Below are 19,320 nucleotides of genomic sequence, written 5' to 3'. Positions count from 1 at the left end.
CTTCGAGGAGATGTCGATGCGCCCCACTGAAAACCCGATTCCCGCCGCCCCTGCTGTGACCCGGCAACTGGCCGGTTTTATTGAAAACACACGGTGGAGCGATCTGCCCACGGCCATTCAGCACGAAGCCAAACGTGCGTTGGTGAACTACTTCGCGGTGGCCCTGGCCGGTTGCGACGACCCGGATATTGGCAAGGTGCTGGCGCTACAAGGGTGCCTGCGCGGCGGTGGCCAGGGCCGGGTGATCGGGCGCAGCGAACGCCTGGATATGCTCGACGCGGCAGCCATCAATGCGATGAGTGCCAATGTCTATGACTTCGACGATACCCATATTCCGACCATCATCCATCCTACGGCGCCGGTGGCTGCGGCCTTGTTCGCGCTGGCTGAAACCCGGCCGGTCAGTGGTGAGCAACTGCTGCTGGCGTTGGCGCTGGGCATCGAGGTGGAGTGCCGCCTGGGTATGGCACTGCACCCCTGGCACTACCAGCGCGGCTGGCATATCACATCCACCTGTGGTGTTTTTGGCGCCGCAGCGGCGGTGGGCAACGTGCTGGGGTTGAATGCCCGGCAACTGCACTGGGCGCTGGGCAACGCCAGCGCGCAGGCGTCGGGGTTGGTGGAAACGTTAGGTAGCGCGGCAAAAAGCCTGAGTGTGGGCAATGCACCGCGCAACGGCATGCTGTCGGCCTTGCTGGCCGAGCAGGGGTTTGCCGGGCCCGAGCAACCACTGGAAGGTGAGCGTGGCTTTCTGCGGGTGATGGGTGAGCAACCCCGTTACGCGGCGTTGCAGCAAGGGCTCGGCGAGCAGTGGTCTTTGGCGGCCAATACCTACAAACCCTATCCGTGCGGGGTGGTGCTCAACCCTGTGATCGAGGCTTGTCTGGCATTGGCGCAGCAGCGGGACTGGTCGCGGGAGCCCATCGATCGTATTGAGTTGATCGGCCACCCGCTGCTGCGCGAGCGCACGGACCGGCCGACTATTGGGCTGGGACGCGAATCGCAGGTCAGTGCCCAGCATGCGGTGGCTGTCAGCCTGTTGACCGGGCAAGCGGGGCTCGCCTCGTTCAGTGATGCAGCGGTGGCCGATGAACGTTTGCGAGCCTTGTACCCGAAGCTGGTCATGCGCGATGACCCCAGCTATTCGGTGGAGTCGGCGCAGGTGCACATCTGGCTGCAATCCGGCGAGCTGGTGAGCCATCGGGTGGAGACCGCACGCGGTGGTTTGGCGCTGCCGTTGAGTGATGCTGAACTGGAAGCCAAGCTGCGTGAGCTTGCGGCCTATGGCCGTTCAGGCTGTGCCGTGGCGCCATTGCTGGACGGACTCTGGGCGTTGGATAAGGCCGCAGATGCCGGGCACCTGATGGCGTTGGCAGCGGGTTAAGCGGCGTGAGTGCAAGCAGGGCCGCATGGCCCTGCTTGCGGAGCGGCGTTACAGCCCGAGGGTGCGTTGCAGAAGGTCTCGCCCCAGGGCGATTTCCTCGTCACCTACCTCATGGCCGCGCCCGTTGTACACCTGCAGCTCAACCTCGGCGCCCATACGACGAAACACTTCGGCTGTTTCCTCAGTACGCGCCAAAGGGACCCAAGGATCGGCTTCGCTATTGCCGAAGAACACCGGCGTGCCGGCCAGCTTGTCAGGCGTTAGCCAGGACGTGCCAGGAGGCGCTATCAAACCGCCGGTAAAGGCGATCAACCCGCCCCAGCGATGCGGATGGCGATAGAGGTATTCGCAGGCCAGGCAGGCGCCTTGAGAGAAGCCGATCAGCACAATGCGCGAACGCGCGATGCCGCGATTTTCCAGCTCGACGACGGCAGCCTCGAGGCGCGCCAGGGCAAAGTCCAGCGCCGGCTGATTGTTCTCCAGCGGCGCCATGAATTTGTCCGGGTACCAGGAGTGTTGTGCGGCTTGGATGGCGAAATAGGGGATGTCCGGCAGGTTAATGCGCGCGGTGATGGCGAGCATGTCTGCCGGGCTCTGTGTGCGGCCATGAATCAGAATGGCCGCGCCGCCCTGGGCCTCGGGGGCGGGCCCCGAGGCGAGGGTGGGATACTGCAGATGCGGGTTCGCACTCATCCCGGCAGCCCCTCAGTATTTCAGGGGTTCGAGGTAGGCAGCGATTTCCTCGGCGCGCGGGCCGAGCTGCGGCGGAATCTGGATGGTTTTGCCGAGGTCTTCGAGCGCCTCGTCCACCAGGAAGCCTTCGGGTTTCGACACCGCCGCTTCAAACAGCGCGCCAGACGGCGTGCGCACATACACCGAGTCGAAATAGCCACGGTCTTTGCGGTCGGACACGTCGGTGTAGCCCAGGCCTTCGAGGTGCAGCTTGACGCTCTTCTGGATCTCCAGATCGGTGACCTCGAATGCGCAGTGGTGCACGGTGCCCTCGCCATAGGCCCAGGAGCCTTGCGCCAGGTCCGGTTCGAGTTGGAAGTCGATAATGGTGCCCGAACCGCCGTTACCCACTTCGTAGCGGCTAAATGCGCCGTCGGTGTTGCGCAGTTTGCCGCTCCAGCCGTAGTGCATGAATTCGGCCGAGTTCTCCAGGTCGCGCACGGAGACGGTAATTCCGTGGGTGCCGCGAATGCCGAATTCGGATGGCACTACGCCGTTGGAGTAAGGCTTGCGGTCATCATCGGCAATGCCCACCAGCTCGTAGCAAATGCCACAGGGGTGGGCGAAGTGCAGCAGCTGTTCGCCGAAGCGTTCCTGGAATTGCGGTTTGAAGCCGTGGCTTTCCAGGTGCTTGGCCCAGAAACTCAACGACGACACTGGTACCGAGAGCGCCAGGGTCTTGATCTGCCCGCTGCCAGGGCGGCCTTTACGGCCGGACTGGCGCATAGGGAAGCAGGTGATCAGGGTGCTTTCTTCACCGATGTCGTTGCCGTAGTAGAAGTGATAGATCGGGTCAGTACCGTCATACAGACCGGTTTTCTTTACGCTTTTGAGGCCCAGTACCTGGGTGTGGAAGTCGTAGTCTTCCTGGGCTCCGCCGACGTTAAGGGTGATGTGGTGGTGACGCAAGATGTGCGGGTTGAGTTCCATGACGTTCTCCTTGTGGTTGAGCATTCGCTGCGCGTTGGCGTGTTACGGACGGGTGCCGTTAAAAGCGTTGTCGAGCAGTTCACCAATGGCCGCCGATTCAATGGGCCGAGGGTTCCAGTAGGGCGAGGCACAGGCGATTTCCACCGCGCGCGTTACGTCTTTCGCCTGCATGCCAATGTCGGCCAGGCGGGTGGGTGCGCCATGCTTGAACGCCAAATCGAACAGTCCTTGCGCTGCGTTTTCCACGCCCAAGGCACGGGCGATGCGGGCCATGGCCTCGGGTGCGGCGGCGGCGTTGTACGCCGTGGCGTGGGGCAGAATCACCGTGTGGGTTTCGGCGTGCGGCAGGTTGAAGCTGCCGCCCAGGGTGTGGCACAGCTTGTGGTGAATCGACATGCCCACCGCGCCCAGGCAGGTGCCGCAGGCCCAGGCGCCAAACAGCGCATCGGAGCGTGCTTCGCGGTCTTGCGGGTTGACGTGGATATGGGGCAGGGCGCGGCCAATGGCGGCGATGCCCTGTTCGGCGAGCGAGGAAATTAGCGGGTTGGCGTCTTTCGAATACAGCGCCTCCACGGCGTGGGCGATGGCGTTCAGGCCGCTGGTGACAGTCATCTGCGCCGGCAGACTGAGGGTGAGTTCTACGTCGTAGATGATCACTTCCGGCAACACCTTGAGGGTGCGCTGGGTGGTCTTCAGGCCATTCTCGGTCTGGCCGATAATGGGCGTCGCTTCGGAGCCGGCGTAGGTGGTGGGAATCACGATCTGTGGCAGATCAGTATGCAGCGCGATGGCTTTGCCCAGGCCGATGGTCGAGCCTCCGCCCAGTGCCACAACGCAGTCGGCACCGCAGCGCTTGACCACCGCGAGGGCGTCTTGGGTGACCTCCACGGGCGTGTGCATGGTGGCGTTGTCGTAAAGGCCGACGGCCAGTTCAGCCAATTGCGCGACCAGGCGTTCGCCGGCGTCGCGCTGTTGTGGCGTGGTCAACACCAGTGCGCGTGAGCAACCCAAGGCGCGGATTTCGTCGGCCGTTTGGGCCAGGGTGCCAAAGCCGAAAATGACTCGTGATGGTAGTGCGTTGTAGATGAAAGGCTGCATAGCGCGGTGGTACTCCCGAGGCTGGCGTGCTGCTGGAACACTGTGTCGTGCTAGCAGGTTGTGCTCGGGGGAGGTGCCAATCACCTGCCGAAAGATAGTGCGGCCGTACTGCCAATCAGGGTCGTTTTCGCGGCCGCAGTGATGGGCGCGATGGCCCATCGTTAGCAGTTACAGCAGGAACCCGGCGACGGCGTCGCGGGCTTGGGGCGCCTCGTCCAGCACCAGGTGGCCGGCGGCGGGAAACATTTTTAACTGTGCGTGCGGCAGTAGGCGCTGCCAGTGCTCGGCCTGGCCCGGCGGCACGATGCGGTCCTCGCTGCCCCACAGCAGCAGGGTGGGCATGCGGATGCGGTGCAGCCAGTTCGGCAGCTTGGGATTGGTCATCACGCCGTTGTTGGAAATACGTGCCACGGACATGCCTTCACGCATGCGCATGGCGCCGAATTCTTCGTCCGGGCCGTTGGGCAAGAATGGCAGCAGCGTGACGATGTCATGCACCAGATAGTACGGAATCTCTTCCGGCGCAATAACCATAAAGTCCGGCTGAGGGTGCTCTTTCACGTCCAGACCGGCCGGCGCAATCAGCACCAGTTTGTCGATCTGCTGGCCGTGCTGAATCGCGAACTCGGCCGCCATGCGCCCGCCGAGGGAAAAACCCACCAGATTAAAATGCGCCAGACCCATGACCTCGAACAGCTCCTGATAGTGCTGAAGGTAGTCTTGCAGGCTGTCGATGTTGGGGTTGTCCGCAGACTGCCCGAAGCCTGGGTGATAAGGCAGGATCACGCGAAAACGGTCGGTCCAGGCACGGGCGAAATCGATGCCGTGCCATGTGCCGCCGCCGTGCAGAAATACCAGTGGCGGGCCGTCGCCTGCGCTGTACACCACGGTGGGGCAGCCGTCGATCAGGTACTCGTGGCGGTCGAAACCGCTGTGATCGACGCGGGCGTCGCCGAAGCTGTTGTTGGACATTGTGGGCTCCTGAGGCTGTGTCTGGGTTTGCGAGCCAGGAGCTTGGGTCGGGTGAGTGAGTAGGGCACCTATCGTTGGATAGCGCAGGCCCAACGCAGTCGATAGATAGGTGATTCGCGCCAGGCCCGACGCTCTGCTGCCTTTTCTCCATAACAAGAAAATGAGGGAAGGCGATGAACGCTGCGCAATTGTTCGAGGTAAGCAACAAGGTGTGTGTAGTGACCGGTGGGGCCAGTGGCATTGGCCTGGCCTGCGCTGAAGCCATGGCCGAAAACGGCGCGCGGGTGGTGTTGATGGATATAGACACTCGCCGCTTGGAGGCGGTGGTAGAGCGGCTGCGTGCACGGGGGGTGGCGGTGTCCGGCGAGACAGTGGACGTAAGTTCACGGGCATCGTTGGCGACGGCGTTCGAGGCGGTCGCCCACCGCGAGGGACGCATCGATGTGGTGTTTGCCAATGCCGGGGTGGACGTCGGCGAAGGCTTTATTGCCCGTGACGGCAGCCGCAGTGTCGAGGGCGCGCTGGAGAACATCACCCAGGAGCATTGGCACACTTACCTGGGCATCAACCTGGGTGGCGTGCTGCATACCTTACAAGAGGCGGCGCGGCATATGAAGCCGGCCGGCAGCGGCAAGATCATCGTTACCACGTCGGTCGCCAGCTTGTGCAACGTCGGCGGGGTGGGAACCTCCTATTTCGCCGCCAAGGCCGCCGCTTCGCACCTGATGCGCCAGGCAGCTCTGGAACTGGCGCGCTACAACATTCAGGTTAACGCAATGGCGCCGGGTGCATTCGCCACCAATATCGCTGGCGGCCATGTGCGAGACCCCGAAATGCGCCGCCTGCTGGAAACCACCAACCCGCAACAGCGCGTTGCCGAGCCCGAGGAGATCAAGGGCCTGGCGCTGCTCCTGGCCTCTGACGCCTCATCGTTTATCACCGGCAGCGAGATCGTCATCGACGGTGGCGCACTGCTTGGTCACGCCGATTAAGGAGCTCGTTATGACGATCAAATGGCCTGCAATCCTGTTGATTTACCTATTCGGCCTGGCCGGCACTTCGGCCCTCGGCATGATGGGCCCGTTGGCCGCAGATATCGGCCGCGCCTTTACGGTGCCCAGTTCGTTGGTGGGCATCGCCATCGCCGGGCAATTGCTGCCGTTGGCGTTTGCCGGCATTCCGGTCGGCTGGCTGATTGACCGGGTCGGACCGCGCCTGTTGCTGGGTGTGGGAGTGCTGTGCATTGCCGCCTGCAGCCTGGCCAATGGCTTGGTGAGCAGCTTTGGGCTGTTGCGGGTTGCCCTGTTGCTAGAGGGTATAGCGCTGGTGGCCGTGCTGACCTCGGGCATGACGCTGCTGATGATCAGCACCGAAGGGCGCCGTCAGGTGCAAGCGTTGACGCTGTGGTCGACGGTAATGCCGGTCGGCTATGCCTTTGGCTTGTTGTTGGTAGCGCCCTTCGCCGGAGGGGCACACTGGCAGGGCGGTTTTTTGCTGCATGCCGGTGTGTTACTGGTGCTGGCATTGACGGTGGTCGTGCTACCTGCCGTGCGTGCCCGGGTTGGCGCGGGCACCGGCTTTGCCGTGCTGCGCAATGTGCGGGTGCTGCGCTTTGGCCTGAGCCTGAGTATGTCGGCGCTGGCGGGCATCGGCACCAGCGCGGTGGGAGCGCTGTACCTCAACCAGGTGCATGGCATTGAGCTGGCCCGTAGCGCGCAAATGATGGCGTTGGCCAGCTTGGCCGGAGTGGCGGGCAGCTTTGTGGTTGGCTGGATGCTGACGCGAGGGTGGGCAGGGCTGCCGATTGGGGGGCTGCTGGTATTCGTCGCCTTGACCGGCGGGGTGGCCTTCTATGTGCCCTGGGGCTGGGCCGCGCTGGCCTGGTGTGGGGCGATTTTGCAGCAGCTGGCAGTAGGTGGTTTTATTGCGCTGGCCTACGCATTATTGCCGCGTGCGTTGCCCGATCCGGGTATGGCGGGTACGGCGGCCGGGATGGTCGGGCAGATCACCGGCATTGGCGCCACGCTATCGGCGCCGCTGTTTTTTGCCGCGCTGGCGTATGGGCAGTGGAGTTACTTTCTGCTCATTCTGCTGGTGGCCTGGGGCGGTAGCTTGTTTTTGCTGCCGGTGTGGTCGCGGGCGGTAGCGCAGTTACCGGTCGGGAGTGCGTAGAGACTCAAGGCGCCAGCGCAATGCTGGCGCCTTTTACCTACTTATTCAGAACAGCGGGTGGGCGCTGACCGACTTCTCGGGCACCGGTTGAAGCACGTCCCAGTGCTCGGCAATTCGCCCGTTTTCCAGGCGAAAAATATCCACTACCGCGATGCCAGGATCATCGGCACTGGTGCGTGCGTGGACGTGTACAAACACCAGATCGTCTTCGCTGGCCACGCGCTGCACGTCGTAGCGCGCGTCGGGGAACTGTTGCTGAAAGCCTTCGAGAAACTGGATGGCGGCCACGGTCCCATCCGGTGCGTTGGGGTTGTGCTGGATATAGCTCGGCGCCACATAACGCTCGAAGGCTGGGCGCAGTTGTTTCTCGGTGAAGGCCAGGTGAATAAACTCGAGTACCACCTGCCTGTTGCTAAGCGGCGCAGCCTGAACGTTGAGGCAGGCGCTTAGCAGCGCGGCACCTATAGCTTTGTTGATCATCGGTAAGGCTCCTTAGAGAACGGCCTGCAGCGTGAATAAGGGGACACCTGAAGCTGAAAGAATGCGTTGTTCATCATGCAACTCGGCACCCTGCACGCGCAAAGCATCGAGAAGCAGGCAATGGTTGGCGGCGCCCAGCGAGCTGCATAAGCGACTTCCGGTGCGGCCGGCCAGGCGGGCAACATAGTCGTCCGGCTGAAGCCACTGGCCGGCGGGCAGACGCCAGATTTCATCAGGCGTTCTGCCCAATGTGGCAATCAAGCTGTCGATGCGGGTGTCGCCTTCGAGCAACACAATCAGGCGCATCTCGACGGGGCCCGCCCATACCGGGCTGGCCAGCGGCAGGCCGGCCAGCAGCGCGCCACCGCCCATCAGCAGCGAACCACGCAACACATCACGGCGCCACATGGGGTTTCTCCTCGGCAGTTGTCGCCGGTTGCTGGCTGATCCAGTTGGCCAGGGTAGCCAACTCCGAGTCGCTGATTTCACTGTCGCGAAATGCCGGCATCTGCCTTACACCAAAGCGCGCAAACGCCTGGATCATCGCTGGCGGCAGTTGCCGGCCACGCAGTTCCGGGCCAATACCGTTGCTGTGGCAGTAGGTGCAGGTGTCGGCCCAGACCTGTTGCGCACTGCGCTCGGCGTGGGCGGGCAGGGTGGCGGTAGCAAGGGTGAGCAGCAGCGGTGAAAAACGCAAAACACTGCGCCGCGGGCGGCAAATAGCGAGTGGGGAAATAGTCATGTCAGGGGGCCTCACAGGCGAATGCCGGACTTGCCGGGCGCGAGGATGCCGTTCGGGTCGAGCGCCCGTTTGATCGCTCGGTTGACCTCTTTTTTTACCGGTCCGTAACTGTCCGCCAGCTTGTCCATATAGCCGATGCCGGTGCGGTAAACCGCGTGCCCGCGTTTGGCGAATTCGTCCATCAGCTTTTCGAAGCAACGGTGCGCGCGCTGGGTTTCTTCAGCGTCGGTGCGGTCGTATTCCAGTGGCATCACATGGTGCAGAGCGCGGCCGCTGAGGGCCGGGGCGGACATATAGTCGAAGCCGAACTCTTCGTAGATCGAGCGCGCCAGGCGGGTTTGCTCGACAAAGTCGCGGCCACGCGCCGGGCAGATCGGCGAGAACCACATGGAGCCGCCACCGCCGCGCCAGTTGTACAAACGAAAGGCGTCCAGCGACAGCTCGTTGACCTGCATCGGATCATGAATATCAGGGATCACCCGCGCGCCGGAGCGCTCGAACGCCTGGCTGACCAATTTGTAGTCGGCGGCAATGCGCTCTTCGCTGCCGTACAGGGTGAAGATGATGTTCCAGTCGGCCAGGCCGATCTTCTTCGCTTCGCTGCGGATGATGTCTTGCGGTACCGGGCCGGTGCCCTGGTAGATATCGTGGCGCGTTTTGGCCGAGGTCAGGGCAATGGCGGCGTTGGCCATTACGCCGACATTGGGAATGAGCCCGGCGATTCGCAGCGGGGCCAGTGTATCGATGGCGGTTTCCAGCTGCGCCTCGTCGTATTGCACCAGCACTGTACGGTGGCCGGCAGGTGCCGGCATCAGCCAGAGGCCGAGCTTGGTCACCACGCCGAAATTGGATTGGGTGAAGAGTCCGTCCAGATAAGGGCCGAAGCCGTACTTGAAGATCTGCCATGAGTTGGAGTTCGGAAGACCGCCCGTGCCGGTGCGCAGTACCTCGCCATTGGCCAACACCACTTCCATGCCGCAGGCATTGTTGAAGTGATCGCCATAGGGGGTGTTGCCTTCGCCACGTTCCAGCGTGTTGCCAACCGGGCCGGCAATCGGGCCGGGGGCAGGGAAGGACAGCCATAACGGAATATTGCGTTCCTTCAGGTAGTCCTGCAGTTGCTTGTAGGTCACGCCCGGCTCGACCAACGCCGTGCACAGCTGCGCATCCACTTCGAGAATGCGGTTCATGCGTTTGAGGTCGAGAACCACCTGTCCGCGTTCGCCGGGCGCTGCCGAACCATATCCAAAGTTGCGGCCAGTGGAGATGGGCCACAACGGCACCTTGAAGCGGTTGCAGATTTTCAGGATGCCTTGCACCTGCTCGACCGAATCCGGCAACAGCGCGGCAGAGGCGGCGTAGTCGTTCTCATCGTGGGGCAACATGATTTTTCGGTAGGGCGCCAGGCGCTGGGGTTCGCTGATCACCTGGGCATCACCCAGCAAATGGCGAAAGGCGTCGATGGCGAGGGCAAAGTGTTCCTGCGTTACGCCGGCAGGTAGGACGGAATAGCTGGTCATGCGGGACTCCGCTTGTTGTTATTGCGGCCGGTTGGGGCACGCTTGAGCAGAATCATAGGGGGCTGGATCTATAGGCATAAGCCGGGTAAAAGCTATTTAAAGTATTCAGAAGTTTTATACATGGCGACGCCTTCTCTCGATCAACTACGGGTGCTGACTGAAGTGGTGGACTGCGGTTCGTTCTCGGCGGCCGCGCGCCGTCTGGGGCGCACGCAGCCGGTGATCAGCTACAGCATTGCCAACCTGGAAGCGCTGCTGGGTCTTACGCTATTTGAGCGCGGCAAGCGCCGGCCGATCCTTACCCAGAGCGGGGCGGCGGTGTTGGCGTATGCGCGGCGTATGTGCCTGCTCAGCGATGAGTTGCAGGCCGGGGTGGAAAACCTGGTGAAGGGGTTGGAAGGCGAGATCGGCCTGGCGGTGGATGTGCTTTACCCGTCTGAGCGCCTGGCTACCGTGCTGGGTCACTTCGCGGCCGAATTTCCGGGAGTGGCGATGCGCCTGGAAAGCGTACCGCTGGGCCGGGTACAGCAACTGGTGGAGTCGCGTACCTGTGTGCTGGGTGTCAGCGGCCTGTTTTACGATTGGCCAGACCATATCGAGGCGCGTGATTTCGGCCATCTGCAGATGGTGCCTGTCGCGGCACCCAGCCACCCGTTGGCGGCGCAACCGCAAGCGTTGTCCATGGCCATGCTGCGCGAGCACCTGCAGCTGATTCTGGATGATGCCAGCGGGCTGACCGAGGGACGTTCGTTGGCCATCAGTGGCGTACGCACCTGGCGGGTAACCGACTTCGATACCAAGCTGGCCCTGTTGCGCGCCGGTCTTGGCTGGGGGCATATGCCGCTGCACCGAGTTGAAGACGACTTGCTCCAGGGACGGCTGGTACGTCTGACGGTGCCGATTCGTCAGCTGGGCGAGCAGTCGTTCACATTGATCCACCGCGTCGACACACCCCCCGGCCGGGCCGGCAGCTGGCTGGCGCAGCGGTTGATCGAGCAGGGCTGAGCACCGGCGGCAGTGCCCCCTTGCCGCCAACTATCTTCGCTCTATCTTTCGATAGGAGAACCCTGGCAGAGATTGCGGGAATGTGAGGTCGTGCTCCTCTTCGGACTCCTCGTCGAAGCGCAAGCATCTCCAGACCTCAGCGTTTGGATTGTCCGGAAACTACAAGGAAAAAACAGGACATGAATGCGTATCCGCCAACCCGTGCCGCCGTCCCACCCGTTCGTGGCGGGAGATCTTCCCCGCCTGCAATGATCGGGCTTCAGGTGCCGGCGCCAGAAGTGCCCGGCTCGATCTAGCCCGCCTTCCATTCTTGTTTCAACGCCTAACCGCGAGCTGCTCTGCGTGCTCGTGCAGGGTCTCTACACGCCTGAAAAAGAGCACATCTCACCGGGGTAGAAACACAACATGACAAAACAACAACAACGAGTCTGCCGCGCCACCCTCGCTGCCACCATCGCCGCCATCTCCGCCAGCGGTATGGGCTTGGCCCAGGCCGCCCAGTTGCTGGACACCGACGACTACCAACTGCGCTGGGACAACACGGTGAAGTACCAGATTGGCCAACGCACCGAAGCACCGTCGAACTACAACACCAGCAACATCAACACCAACGACGGTACCCAGGCGTTCAACAAGCACGATCTGATTACCAACCGGTTCGATATTCTCACCGAGTTCGACTTCAACCTGAAAGACGCGGCCAACAGTGGCGTGCGCATTAGCGCGGCGGCTTGGTACGACAACGTCTACAACCGTGACCATCGCAGCATTCCCGCGGCCAGCTACAACATGTCGACGGTGGACAATGACCAGTTCACCGCCCAGGCCAAAGACCAGGCCGGACGCGATATCGAATTGCTCGACGCCTTTGTTCACAGCGGCATCGATCTAAACGGTCACTACCTGTCCTGGCGTCTGGGCCAGCACACCTTGCTGTGGGGCGAAAGCCTGTTTCTGGCGACCAACGGCATTGCCCACGGCCAAGCACCCAACGATGCCTACAAGGCCCTCTCGGTGCCGAGCACGTTGGCCAAGGAAGTGTTTTTGCCGGTCAATCAGCTGTCGGCAGCGCTGTCGCTGACGGACAAATTGTCGGTCGAAGGCTACTACCAGTTCGAGTACCAACAGACGCGCGTCGCCGCACCGGGTACTTACTGGAGCACCGGCGACATGGTGTTCAAAGGTGGTGAAAACCTGCTGCTGGCGCCAGGCTTTGGCGTGCCTCGCGGTCGGGATATAGAACCCCGCGAACACAGTGGCCAATGGGGCCTGGCCATGAAGTACCGAGACTTCGACAACGACTGGGATTACGGCGCTTATTTCCTGCGCTACCACGCCAAGACCCCGCAGGTATTCCTTCACATGGCCACGGTTGCACCGGGCGTCGCGGTGCCCGACGAGTACCTGTTTGTGTATCCCGAAGACATCAAGCTGTACGGCCTGAGCGCCTCGACGAAGGTCGGCGATGCCAACGTCGCCGGTGAAATCTCCTTCCGCGACAACGTGCCTCTGGTGAGTGATTCCAGCCAATTGGTGGTGGTCGACGATCAACGAATCAACGGCGGCAGCAATGCCGGCTATGCAGTCGGGCAAACCATCCATGCGCAGATTTCCACCATCTGGGTGCTGCCGCGCGTGTCGCTGTGGGACACCTCGCAGTTGACCGGCGAGCTGGGCTTGAACCACCTCTACAAAGTGACCGAGAACGAGGAGCGCCGGGACAAGGACAACACCGTGCGCACCGCCGGTGGTTTGCGCACGATCTTCGAGCCCACCTGGTACCAGGCGCTGCCGTCAATCGACCTCAGCAGCCCAATCACCCTGGGTTACAACTTCACCGGCAGGTCGTCGGTGGATGCCGGTTTCAACAACACCGGTGCTGCCCACGGCGGCGATGTGACCACCGCCCTCAACTTCAAATACGCCGGCAACTTGCGAGGTGGCATCAGCTACACGAAGTACCTCGGCTCCGATGACAACAACGCTTATCACGATCGCGACTTCGTTCTGCTGAACCTCGCCTACTCGTTCTGACTGGAGACGCTGCATGAAACACAACAACAAGATCGCCTTGCTGACCCTGTGCGTGGCCGCCGCTTTGCCCTTGCACACCCTGGCAGCGGTCAGCGCCGCCGAAGCTGCGCGCCTGGGCGGTGAACTGACCCCGTTTGGCGCCATCAAGGCCGCTAATGCCGATGGCTCGATTCCGGCCTGGACCGGCGGCCTGACCGAGGGCGTAACGCGCGAAGACCCCAAGCTGCCTCCCAAGCTGTTCGCCGACGAAAAACCGTTGTTCAGCATCAGTGGCAGTAATGTCGCGCAATACGCCGACAAGCTGTTCCTCGGTTCGCAGCAGCTGCTGAAAAACTACCCCGGCTACCGCATCGACGTATACCCCAGCCACCGCACCGCGGCGGCACCGCAGTACATCTATGACCGCACCCTGAAAAACGCCACCCGCACCACGCTGACCAATCAGATTCTGGACATGAACACCTATGCAGGTGGTGTGCCGTTCCCGATTCCGCAGGATGGCGAGCAGGCGATCTTCAACGTGCAGTGGAACTGGCGCGCAACGGACAGCACGGTGAACGCCAACACCTGGTTCGTGTCCTCCAGCGGCAAGCGTGCGCTGACGGCGGGCAATATCCTGCAGGTGACTACGCCGTTCCATTACCCCGACAACCGTCCCGATCCCTGGCAGGGCAAACTCTGGGGCCCGACCCTGGTGACGGCCACTGCTCCGGCCTATTCGGCAGGCGAAAAGCAACTGGTCCATGCCAACCCGGACCAGGGCATGATCACCCCGGTAAATGCCTGGGCTTATCTGACCGGCCAGCGCCGTCTGCGCAAGGCGCCCAACGTGCAGTACGACGTGCCGAACAACTTCAGTTCGGGGCTGACCAACTTTGATGACAGCTGGGGCTTCAACGGCGCGATCGACCGCTACACCTGGAAACTGATGGGCCGTCAGGAATTCTATGTGCCCTACAACGGCAACAATATGGCGTATGCCAAATCCAGCGATCTGGTCGGCGAAAAGTTCGCCAACCCTGACCTGATTCGTTGGGAACTGCACCGCGTGTGGGTGGTAGAAGCCAATCTGAAACCGGGCGCACGGCACGTGGTACCTAAACGCCGCATGTACATCGACGAAGATAGCTGGACCATCGTCGGCAGCGATCTGTGGGACGCCAAAGGCCAGCTGTGGAAGACCTTTCAACTTCCGCCTATGACCTTCCCCGAGGCGCCGGTGAACATGACGATTCCGATGATCGTCTACAACCTGCAAGCCGGTGACTACACCTTTATGAACACGTTGAACGACAGCGGCGAAGTGAACTTCAAGGTGCTGCCGCCGGAGATGTTCACACCGCAACAACTCGAGCGCTCAGGCGTCCGCTGAATTCAATACAGGTAACGCTTATGAAACGCCTCGACCTCCAGTTGTTTATGGTCGGTGCGGTCATCATGGGGGCCGCGCTCGCGACCCCCGGCATGGCTGCTGACAGTTCCTCAGAGAACACGCAAACATCGGCGTCCGCTACGCCGCTTGAACGACCGGCGCCGGCCGCTGCGCAGGTGCATCACAGCATGCTGCTGGCGATAACCCGAGCCGGTGAACGCCTGGTGGCGGTTGGCGAGCACGGTGTTATCGCGCTGTCTGACGATGACGGCCAACACTGGCGTAGTGCCAAGGTTCCGGTGGACGTCAACCTCACCGCCGTCGCCTTCGCCGATGAGCGTCAGGGTTGGGCCATCGGCCAAATGGGCGTGGTGCTGCACAGTGCGGATGCGGGCGAAAGCTGGCAGAAGCAGCTGGATGGCATCGGTGCTGCCAGCACCTTGCTGACTCAGGCACGGCAACAGGCGGCGAGTCTCGACGAGAGCGCTCGTGAAGACCTGCTGGACCGCGCCGAAAGTCTGGTAAACGACGGGCCGGACAAGCCGTTTCTCGACCTGTTGGTTGAAGACTCGAGCACCGTGACCGTGGTCGGCGCCTTCAATCTGGCGCTGCGCAGTACCGATGGCGGCGCCACCTGGCAGGGCTTTTCCCAGGCACTCGACAACCCCAATGGCATGCATGTCTATGCCTTGGAAAAAGTCGACGGCAACTTGCTAGCGGTTGGCGAGCAGGGATTAGTGCTCAAGTCCGCAGGCGCCCAGGCAACCCTCGCGGCGCAGCCATCACCCTATGACGGTAGCTATTTCGGTTTGCTCGCAATAGGCCAGCGCAAGGTGCTCGCCTATGGTCTGCGTGGCAACGCGTTTGTTTCCGATGATGCCGGTGACAATTGGCAAAAGGCCCAGGTGCCGGGCAGCCACAACGCCACCTTCAACGCCGCCCTTCGCCGTAGCAACGGCGATGTGTTGCTGCTCGATCAGTCCGGTCGTATTCATCTTAGCCATGACCAGGGACGCAGTTTCCGCACCTTGGCATTCGAGTGGGGCGCGCCATTAACCGGCGCCGTTGAAACCACCAGCGGCAGCATTCTGTTGTCTAGCCTGGCCGGTGTTGTGCAGATTCCCCCGGCTGCGTTGGCCAATACCGCTTCCGAGGAGTAATACCCATGCATTCTATTCACGAAGAAGCGCCTGTCATTGCCGACCTCAAGGACTTTGATCAGCGCTCCGGTTCCGCCTTGGAGCGGCTGCTGTTTAACCATCGACTGTGGGTGTTGCTGTTCTGCCTGTTTCTGACGGCGTTCTTCGTCGCTCAATTCAACGGCCTGAAGCTCAACGCCAATTTTTTGCGGATGATCCCCAACGACCACCCCTACATTCAGAACTACACCGCCCGCCAGGATGATCTGGCCGGGCAGGGCAACGTTGTGCGCATCGTGGTGGAGAACCGTAAGGGTAGAATCCTTGATGCCGACTACATGGCCACCCTGCAAAAGATCAGCGATGAGGTGTACCTGCTCGCTGGCGTTAACCGGCCGTATATGAAGTCGCTGTGGACGCCGACCATGCGGTGGCGCGGTATTACCGAAGTAGGCATCGAGGCCGGCCCGGTTATCGACTCCAACTACGACGGTTCTGCCGAGGCCTTGGCCCGCTTGCGTCTGAACATCGAGCGCTCCGGCGAAATCGGCAGCATTGTGGCGCCGGACTTCAAGTCGAGCATGCTACTGGTGCCATTGCTCGATATCGATACCGAGACGGGAAAACCCCTTGACTATGGCGCGTTCAGCGCCAAGCTCGAACACATCCGCGACAAATACCAGAGTGATTCGACCGGCATCTACATCGTTGGCTTTGCCAAAGTGGTGGGTGACCTGATTGCCGGGCTGGGCCAGGTACTAGTGTTTTTTGCCGTGGCCATTCTGATCGCCGGCGTACTGGTCTACAACTACACCCGCTGCGCTCGCAGCACGCTGGTGGTGCTGCTGTGTTCGATGGTGTCGGTGAGCTGGCTGTTGGGTATGTTGCCGCTGCTGGGCTACGACCTGGATCCCTATACCATCCTAGTGCCTTTTCTGGTGTTCGCCATTGGCATGAGCCACGGCGCGCAGAAAATGAACGGCATCATGCAGGACATTGGCCGCGGCACGCACAAGCTTATCGCCGCGCGCTACACTTTCCGCCGTTTGTTTATGGCCGGGCTGGTCGCGCTGGCGTGCGATGCAGTCGGCTTTGCCGTGTTGCTGCTGATCAACATTGAAGTGATCCGCCAGTTGGCAACGACCGCCAGTATTGGCGTGGCGTTTCTGATCTTCACCAATCTTATTCTGTTGCCTGTGGTGCTCAGCTATGTGGGAGTAGGGCACAAGGCCGCCGTGCGCAGCCTGCGCAACGAACAGGCCGACATGAGCAGCGGCATTCGCCATCCGCTCTGGCGTTTCCTTGACCAGTTCACCAAGCGAAAGGTGGCCGGCCCCACGCTCGTGGCGGCGCTGGTGTTGGGTCTCGTGGGTTTTACGGTCAGCCTGAACCTGAAAATCGGCGACCTTGATCCGGGGGCGCCGGAGTTGCGCACGGACTCGCGCTATAATCAGGACAACGCCTATATCACCTCGCATTTCGGCAACGCCAGCGACGTGTTTATTGTCATGGTCAACTCGCGTGAGGGGCAGTGCATGGACTACGCGCTGCTGGAGAAAATCGACCGCCTCGAATGGCAACTGCGTCAGCAACCAGGTGTGGCCGCGACCGACTCGTTTGCCTCGTTTATCAAGATCATGACCAGCCAGTTGACCGAGGGAAATCCCAAGTGGATTGGCTTGCTGCCCAACCAGGCGGTGATCAATAATCTGGTGAAATACGCGCCGCTGACGCTGGTCAGCCAGGTGTGCGATATGTCGATGCTGCGGGTTTTTCTCACCGACCACAAAGCCGAAACCCTGGGTGGTGTGGTCAAGGTAGTCGAAGACTTTGCCGCGCAAAACAACAGTGCCGAGCAGCAGTTCAAGATGGCCGCCGGCACGGCGGGCATCGAGGCAGCCACCAATATCGTGGTGAAAAAGGCCAACCGCGAAATGCTGTTCTGGGTTTATGGCGCCGTGGTGCTGTTGTGCTTCCTGGTGTTCCGCTCCTGGCGCGCGGTGACCTGCGCCATCCTGCCGTTGGTACTCACTTCAATTCTCGCCGAGGCGTTGATGGTGTGGTTGGACATCGGCGTCAAGGTGGCCACCTTGCCGGTGATCGCCCTGGGCGTCGGCATCGGTATCGACTACGCACTCTACGTGTTGAGCATCCTACTGGTGCATATGCGCAATGGTGAGTCGTTGTCCGAGGCCTACTACCGCTCGTTGCTGTTTACCGGGCGGGTGGTGCTGTTGACCGGTGCCACGTTGGCAATTGGTGTGGCCACCTGGGTGTTCTCGCCGATCAAATTTCAAGCCGATATGGGCATTTTGCTGGCCTTTATGTTCCTTTGGAACATGCTCGGCGCGCTGATCCTGCTCCCGGCGCTCGCCAGCTTTTTGCTCAAGCCGGCGCTGCGGCCAATAGCGTCGTCCGCGCAGCACAAAGCCAGCAAGCACAGCGATAATGACCCATTGAGCCAGCGCGTTCTGGACAGCCTTCCCCATTGAGTTGGGCCCGTTTCGGCGGGCTCGTTGGAGTGACCAATGCAATTGCAAGACGCCTCACTGTTTTGTCAGCAGGCCTTTATCGACGGCGCATGGGTCTCTCCAAATACCGCAACAACAGCCAGCATGGTGGGTATCAACACCGGCCTGATCTCTAACGAAGTCGCGCCGTTTGGCGGCATCAAGGCGTCGGGTCCTGGCCGAGAGGGCTCGCAGTACGGCATCGAGTATTACCTGGAAATCAAATACATGTGCCTGGGCGTTAAGCCGAACGAGCTCAAACACGGTAAAACGTCATTCGCCTCGAGAGATAGGCTATGAGCCAACAGGAACTGCGGGCGATCGTCGCCATGCTGGAACAAATGCCGCCGCTGGGCACGCTGCCCATCGAACAGCAGCGACAACTAACCGAACAACTGTTATCAAAAGGTTCTATCGCCCCAGGTTGCAGTTTCGAGCCGGCGCAGGTGGGTGGTGTGCCCGGATTGTGGGCGCACCCCCAACGCGTCAAAGCGGGCAGGGTATTGCTCTATCTGCATGGCGGTGGTTACGCCGTCGGAAGTGCCAATGCCTACCGCTCGTTGGCCAGCCATCTGGCGGCAGCTTGTGAAGCGCGCGTGCTCACCATCGACTACCGGCTGGCACCTGAGCATCCGTTTCCAGCCGCTGTAGACGACGCGGTGGTCGCGTATCGCGGCTTGCTTGGCAGTGGCATCGATCCGCAGTGTCTGGCGGTGGCGGGAGACAGTGCGGGTGGTGGGTTAAGCATGGCGCTGCTGCTTGCAATTCGCGACGCCGGGCTAGCGCAGCCGGTTGCTGCGGCGGTCATGTCACCCTGGGTAGACATGACCCAGAGTGGCGCATCCTGGGCTAACAAACGCGCGGTAGACCCTATGCTAGGCCGCCTCGGTCAAGGCCCTTCGATGGCCGACCTCTATCTGAACGGTGTGGATGCTCGCCACCCGCTGGCATCGCCCGTCCTGGCAGACCTGCGCGGCCTCGCCCCAGTATTGATTCAAGTGGGCAGTAGCGAGTGTCTGTTGGACGACTCGACCCAGCTGGTGGCGCGCTTAGCAGCTGCTGATGTGAAAGTGGTGCTGGATGTCTGGCCGGGCATGATCCACGTCTTCCAAGGCATGGTGGACCAACTGGAGGAGGCTCGTGAAGCCATCGCAGGTCTTGCACGTTTCTTTGAACAGCAGTGGGGCGAATAGCTGTCTTAGTCATGTCATTCAAGTCTTGAGACCTGAT

Annotated in this window: 17 protein-coding genes and 1 pseudogene; 10 read left to right on the top strand and 8 right to left on the bottom strand. The window is 61.5% G+C overall.

Annotated elements, in window-relative coordinates:
* Positions 1-16 precede the first annotated feature (16 nt).
* Positions 17-1,384, top strand: coding sequence for an MmgE/PrpD family protein (locus AD668_RS17540; RefSeq protein ID WP_256220702.1), 1,368 nt, complete (start codon positions 17-19; stop codon positions 1,382-1,384).
* 48 nt (positions 1,385-1,432) lie between these two features.
* On the opposite strand, the gene AD668_RS17535 is transcribed toward AD668_RS17540, so the two are convergent.
* The 4 genes from AD668_RS17535 to AD668_RS17520 all read right to left on the bottom strand — a co-directional run bounded on the left by AD668_RS17535 (position 1,433) and on the right by AD668_RS17520 (position 5,116).
* On the bottom strand, positions 1,433-2,077 hold the full coding sequence (locus AD668_RS17535) for an alpha/beta hydrolase (RefSeq protein WP_053160812.1): 645 nt from the start codon (positions 2,075-2,077) through the stop codon (positions 1,433-1,435).
* Between the two features lie 12 nt (positions 2,078-2,089).
* Positions 2,090-3,046 carry a VOC family protein gene (locus tag AD668_RS17530; protein ID WP_156322363.1) on the bottom strand — a complete coding sequence of 319 codons (957 nt, stop codon included), beginning with the start codon at positions 3,044-3,046 and terminating at the stop codon, positions 2,090-2,092.
* A 42-nt stretch (positions 3,047-3,088) separates the two neighbouring features.
* Complete coding sequence (locus AD668_RS17525) at positions 3,089-4,144, bottom strand: maleylacetate reductase (protein WP_053160810.1); 1,056 nt, start codon at positions 4,142-4,144, stop codon at positions 3,089-3,091.
* A gap of 168 nt (positions 4,145-4,312) precedes the next feature.
* Positions 4,313-5,116 (bottom strand): alpha/beta fold hydrolase, encoded by an 804-nt coding sequence (locus AD668_RS17520; RefSeq protein WP_053160809.1) that lies wholly within the window; start codon positions 5,114-5,116, stop codon positions 4,313-4,315.
* Between the two features lie 173 nt (positions 5,117-5,289).
* On the opposite strand from AD668_RS17520, the gene AD668_RS17515 reads away from it, so the two are divergent.
* On the top strand, positions 5,290-6,108 hold the full coding sequence (locus tag AD668_RS17515) for an SDR family NAD(P)-dependent oxidoreductase (RefSeq protein WP_053160808.1): 819 nt from the start codon (positions 5,290-5,292) through the stop codon (positions 6,106-6,108).
* 10 nt (positions 6,109-6,118) lie between these two features.
* The gene (locus AD668_RS17510) at positions 6,119-7,288 is read left to right on the top strand and encodes an MFS transporter (protein ID WP_053160807.1); all 1,170 of its coding nucleotides are present in this window, start codon (positions 6,119-6,121) and stop codon (positions 7,286-7,288) included.
* A gap of 45 nt (positions 7,289-7,333) precedes the next feature.
* Here AD668_RS17510 and AD668_RS17505 read toward each other — a convergent pair whose 3' ends face one another.
* Genes AD668_RS17505 through AD668_RS17490 form a run of 4 tightly spaced genes read right to left on the bottom strand, consistent with a single transcriptional unit; the run spans position 7,334 to position 10,030 of the window.
* Positions 7,334-7,768 (bottom strand): nuclear transport factor 2 family protein, encoded by a 435-nt coding sequence (locus tag AD668_RS17505; protein ID WP_082344504.1) that lies wholly within the window; start codon positions 7,766-7,768, stop codon positions 7,334-7,336.
* Between the two features lie 12 nt (positions 7,769-7,780).
* Entirely contained in the window at positions 7,781-8,176 is a 396-nt protein-coding gene (locus tag AD668_RS17500) for a twin-arginine translocation signal domain-containing protein (RefSeq protein ID WP_053160806.1), read from the bottom strand.
* Positions 8,163-8,510, bottom strand: coding sequence for a cytochrome c (locus AD668_RS17495; RefSeq protein WP_082344503.1), 348 nt, complete (start codon positions 8,508-8,510; stop codon positions 8,163-8,165). Before AD668_RS17495 ends, AD668_RS17500 begins: the two co-directional genes overlap by 14 nt.
* A gap of 11 nt (positions 8,511-8,521) precedes the next feature.
* Positions 8,522-10,030, bottom strand: a complete 1,509-nt coding sequence (locus tag AD668_RS17490) for an FAD-binding oxidoreductase (protein WP_053160804.1) — start codon at positions 10,028-10,030, stop codon at positions 8,522-8,524.
* Positions 10,031-10,150: 120 nt separating this feature from the next.
* Between AD668_RS17490 and AD668_RS17485 the strand changes: the two genes are divergently transcribed.
* The 7 genes and pseudogenes from AD668_RS17485 (at position 10,151) to AD668_RS17455 (ending at position 19,283) form a co-directional block, all read left to right on the top strand.
* Positions 10,151-11,035, top strand: a complete 885-nt coding sequence (locus tag AD668_RS17485) for a LysR family transcriptional regulator (RefSeq protein WP_053160803.1) — start codon at positions 10,151-10,153, stop codon at positions 11,033-11,035.
* 405 nt (positions 11,036-11,440) lie between these two features.
* Positions 11,441-13,069, top strand: a complete 1,629-nt coding sequence (locus AD668_RS17480; RefSeq protein WP_053160802.1) for a DUF1302 domain-containing protein — start codon at positions 11,441-11,443, stop codon at positions 13,067-13,069.
* 13 nt (positions 13,070-13,082) lie between these two features.
* Positions 13,083-14,441, top strand: coding sequence for a DUF1329 domain-containing protein (locus AD668_RS17475; protein WP_053160801.1), 1,359 nt, complete (start codon positions 13,083-13,085; stop codon positions 14,439-14,441).
* 20 nt (positions 14,442-14,461) lie between these two features.
* Complete coding sequence (locus AD668_RS17470; protein WP_053160800.1) at positions 14,462-15,601, top strand: YCF48-related protein; 1,140 nt, start codon at positions 14,462-14,464, stop codon at positions 15,599-15,601.
* A gap of 5 nt (positions 15,602-15,606) precedes the next feature.
* Positions 15,607-18,072, top strand: a complete 2,466-nt coding sequence (locus tag AD668_RS17465) for an RND family transporter (RefSeq protein WP_053160799.1) — start codon at positions 15,607-15,609, stop codon at positions 18,070-18,072.
* A gap of 123 nt (positions 18,073-18,195) precedes the next feature.
* Positions 18,196-18,390, top strand: a pseudogene (locus tag AD668_RS17460) (aldehyde dehydrogenase family protein); the annotation flags it as partial.
* Entirely contained in the window at positions 18,387-19,283 is an 897-nt protein-coding gene (locus tag AD668_RS17455) for an alpha/beta hydrolase (RefSeq protein ID WP_053160797.1), read from the top strand. The pseudogene AD668_RS17460 and the gene AD668_RS17455, both read left to right, overlap by 4 nt.
* Positions 19,284-19,320 lie beyond the last annotated feature (37 nt).

Origin of the sequence: Pseudomonas sp. P1.8, assembly GCF_001269805.1 — a bacterium.
Lineage (GTDB): Bacteria > Pseudomonadota > Gammaproteobacteria > Pseudomonadales > Pseudomonadaceae > Aquipseudomonas.
The sequence above is the reverse complement of the archived record's forward strand: the minus strand, read 5'-3'. Positions and strand labels throughout refer to the sequence as shown.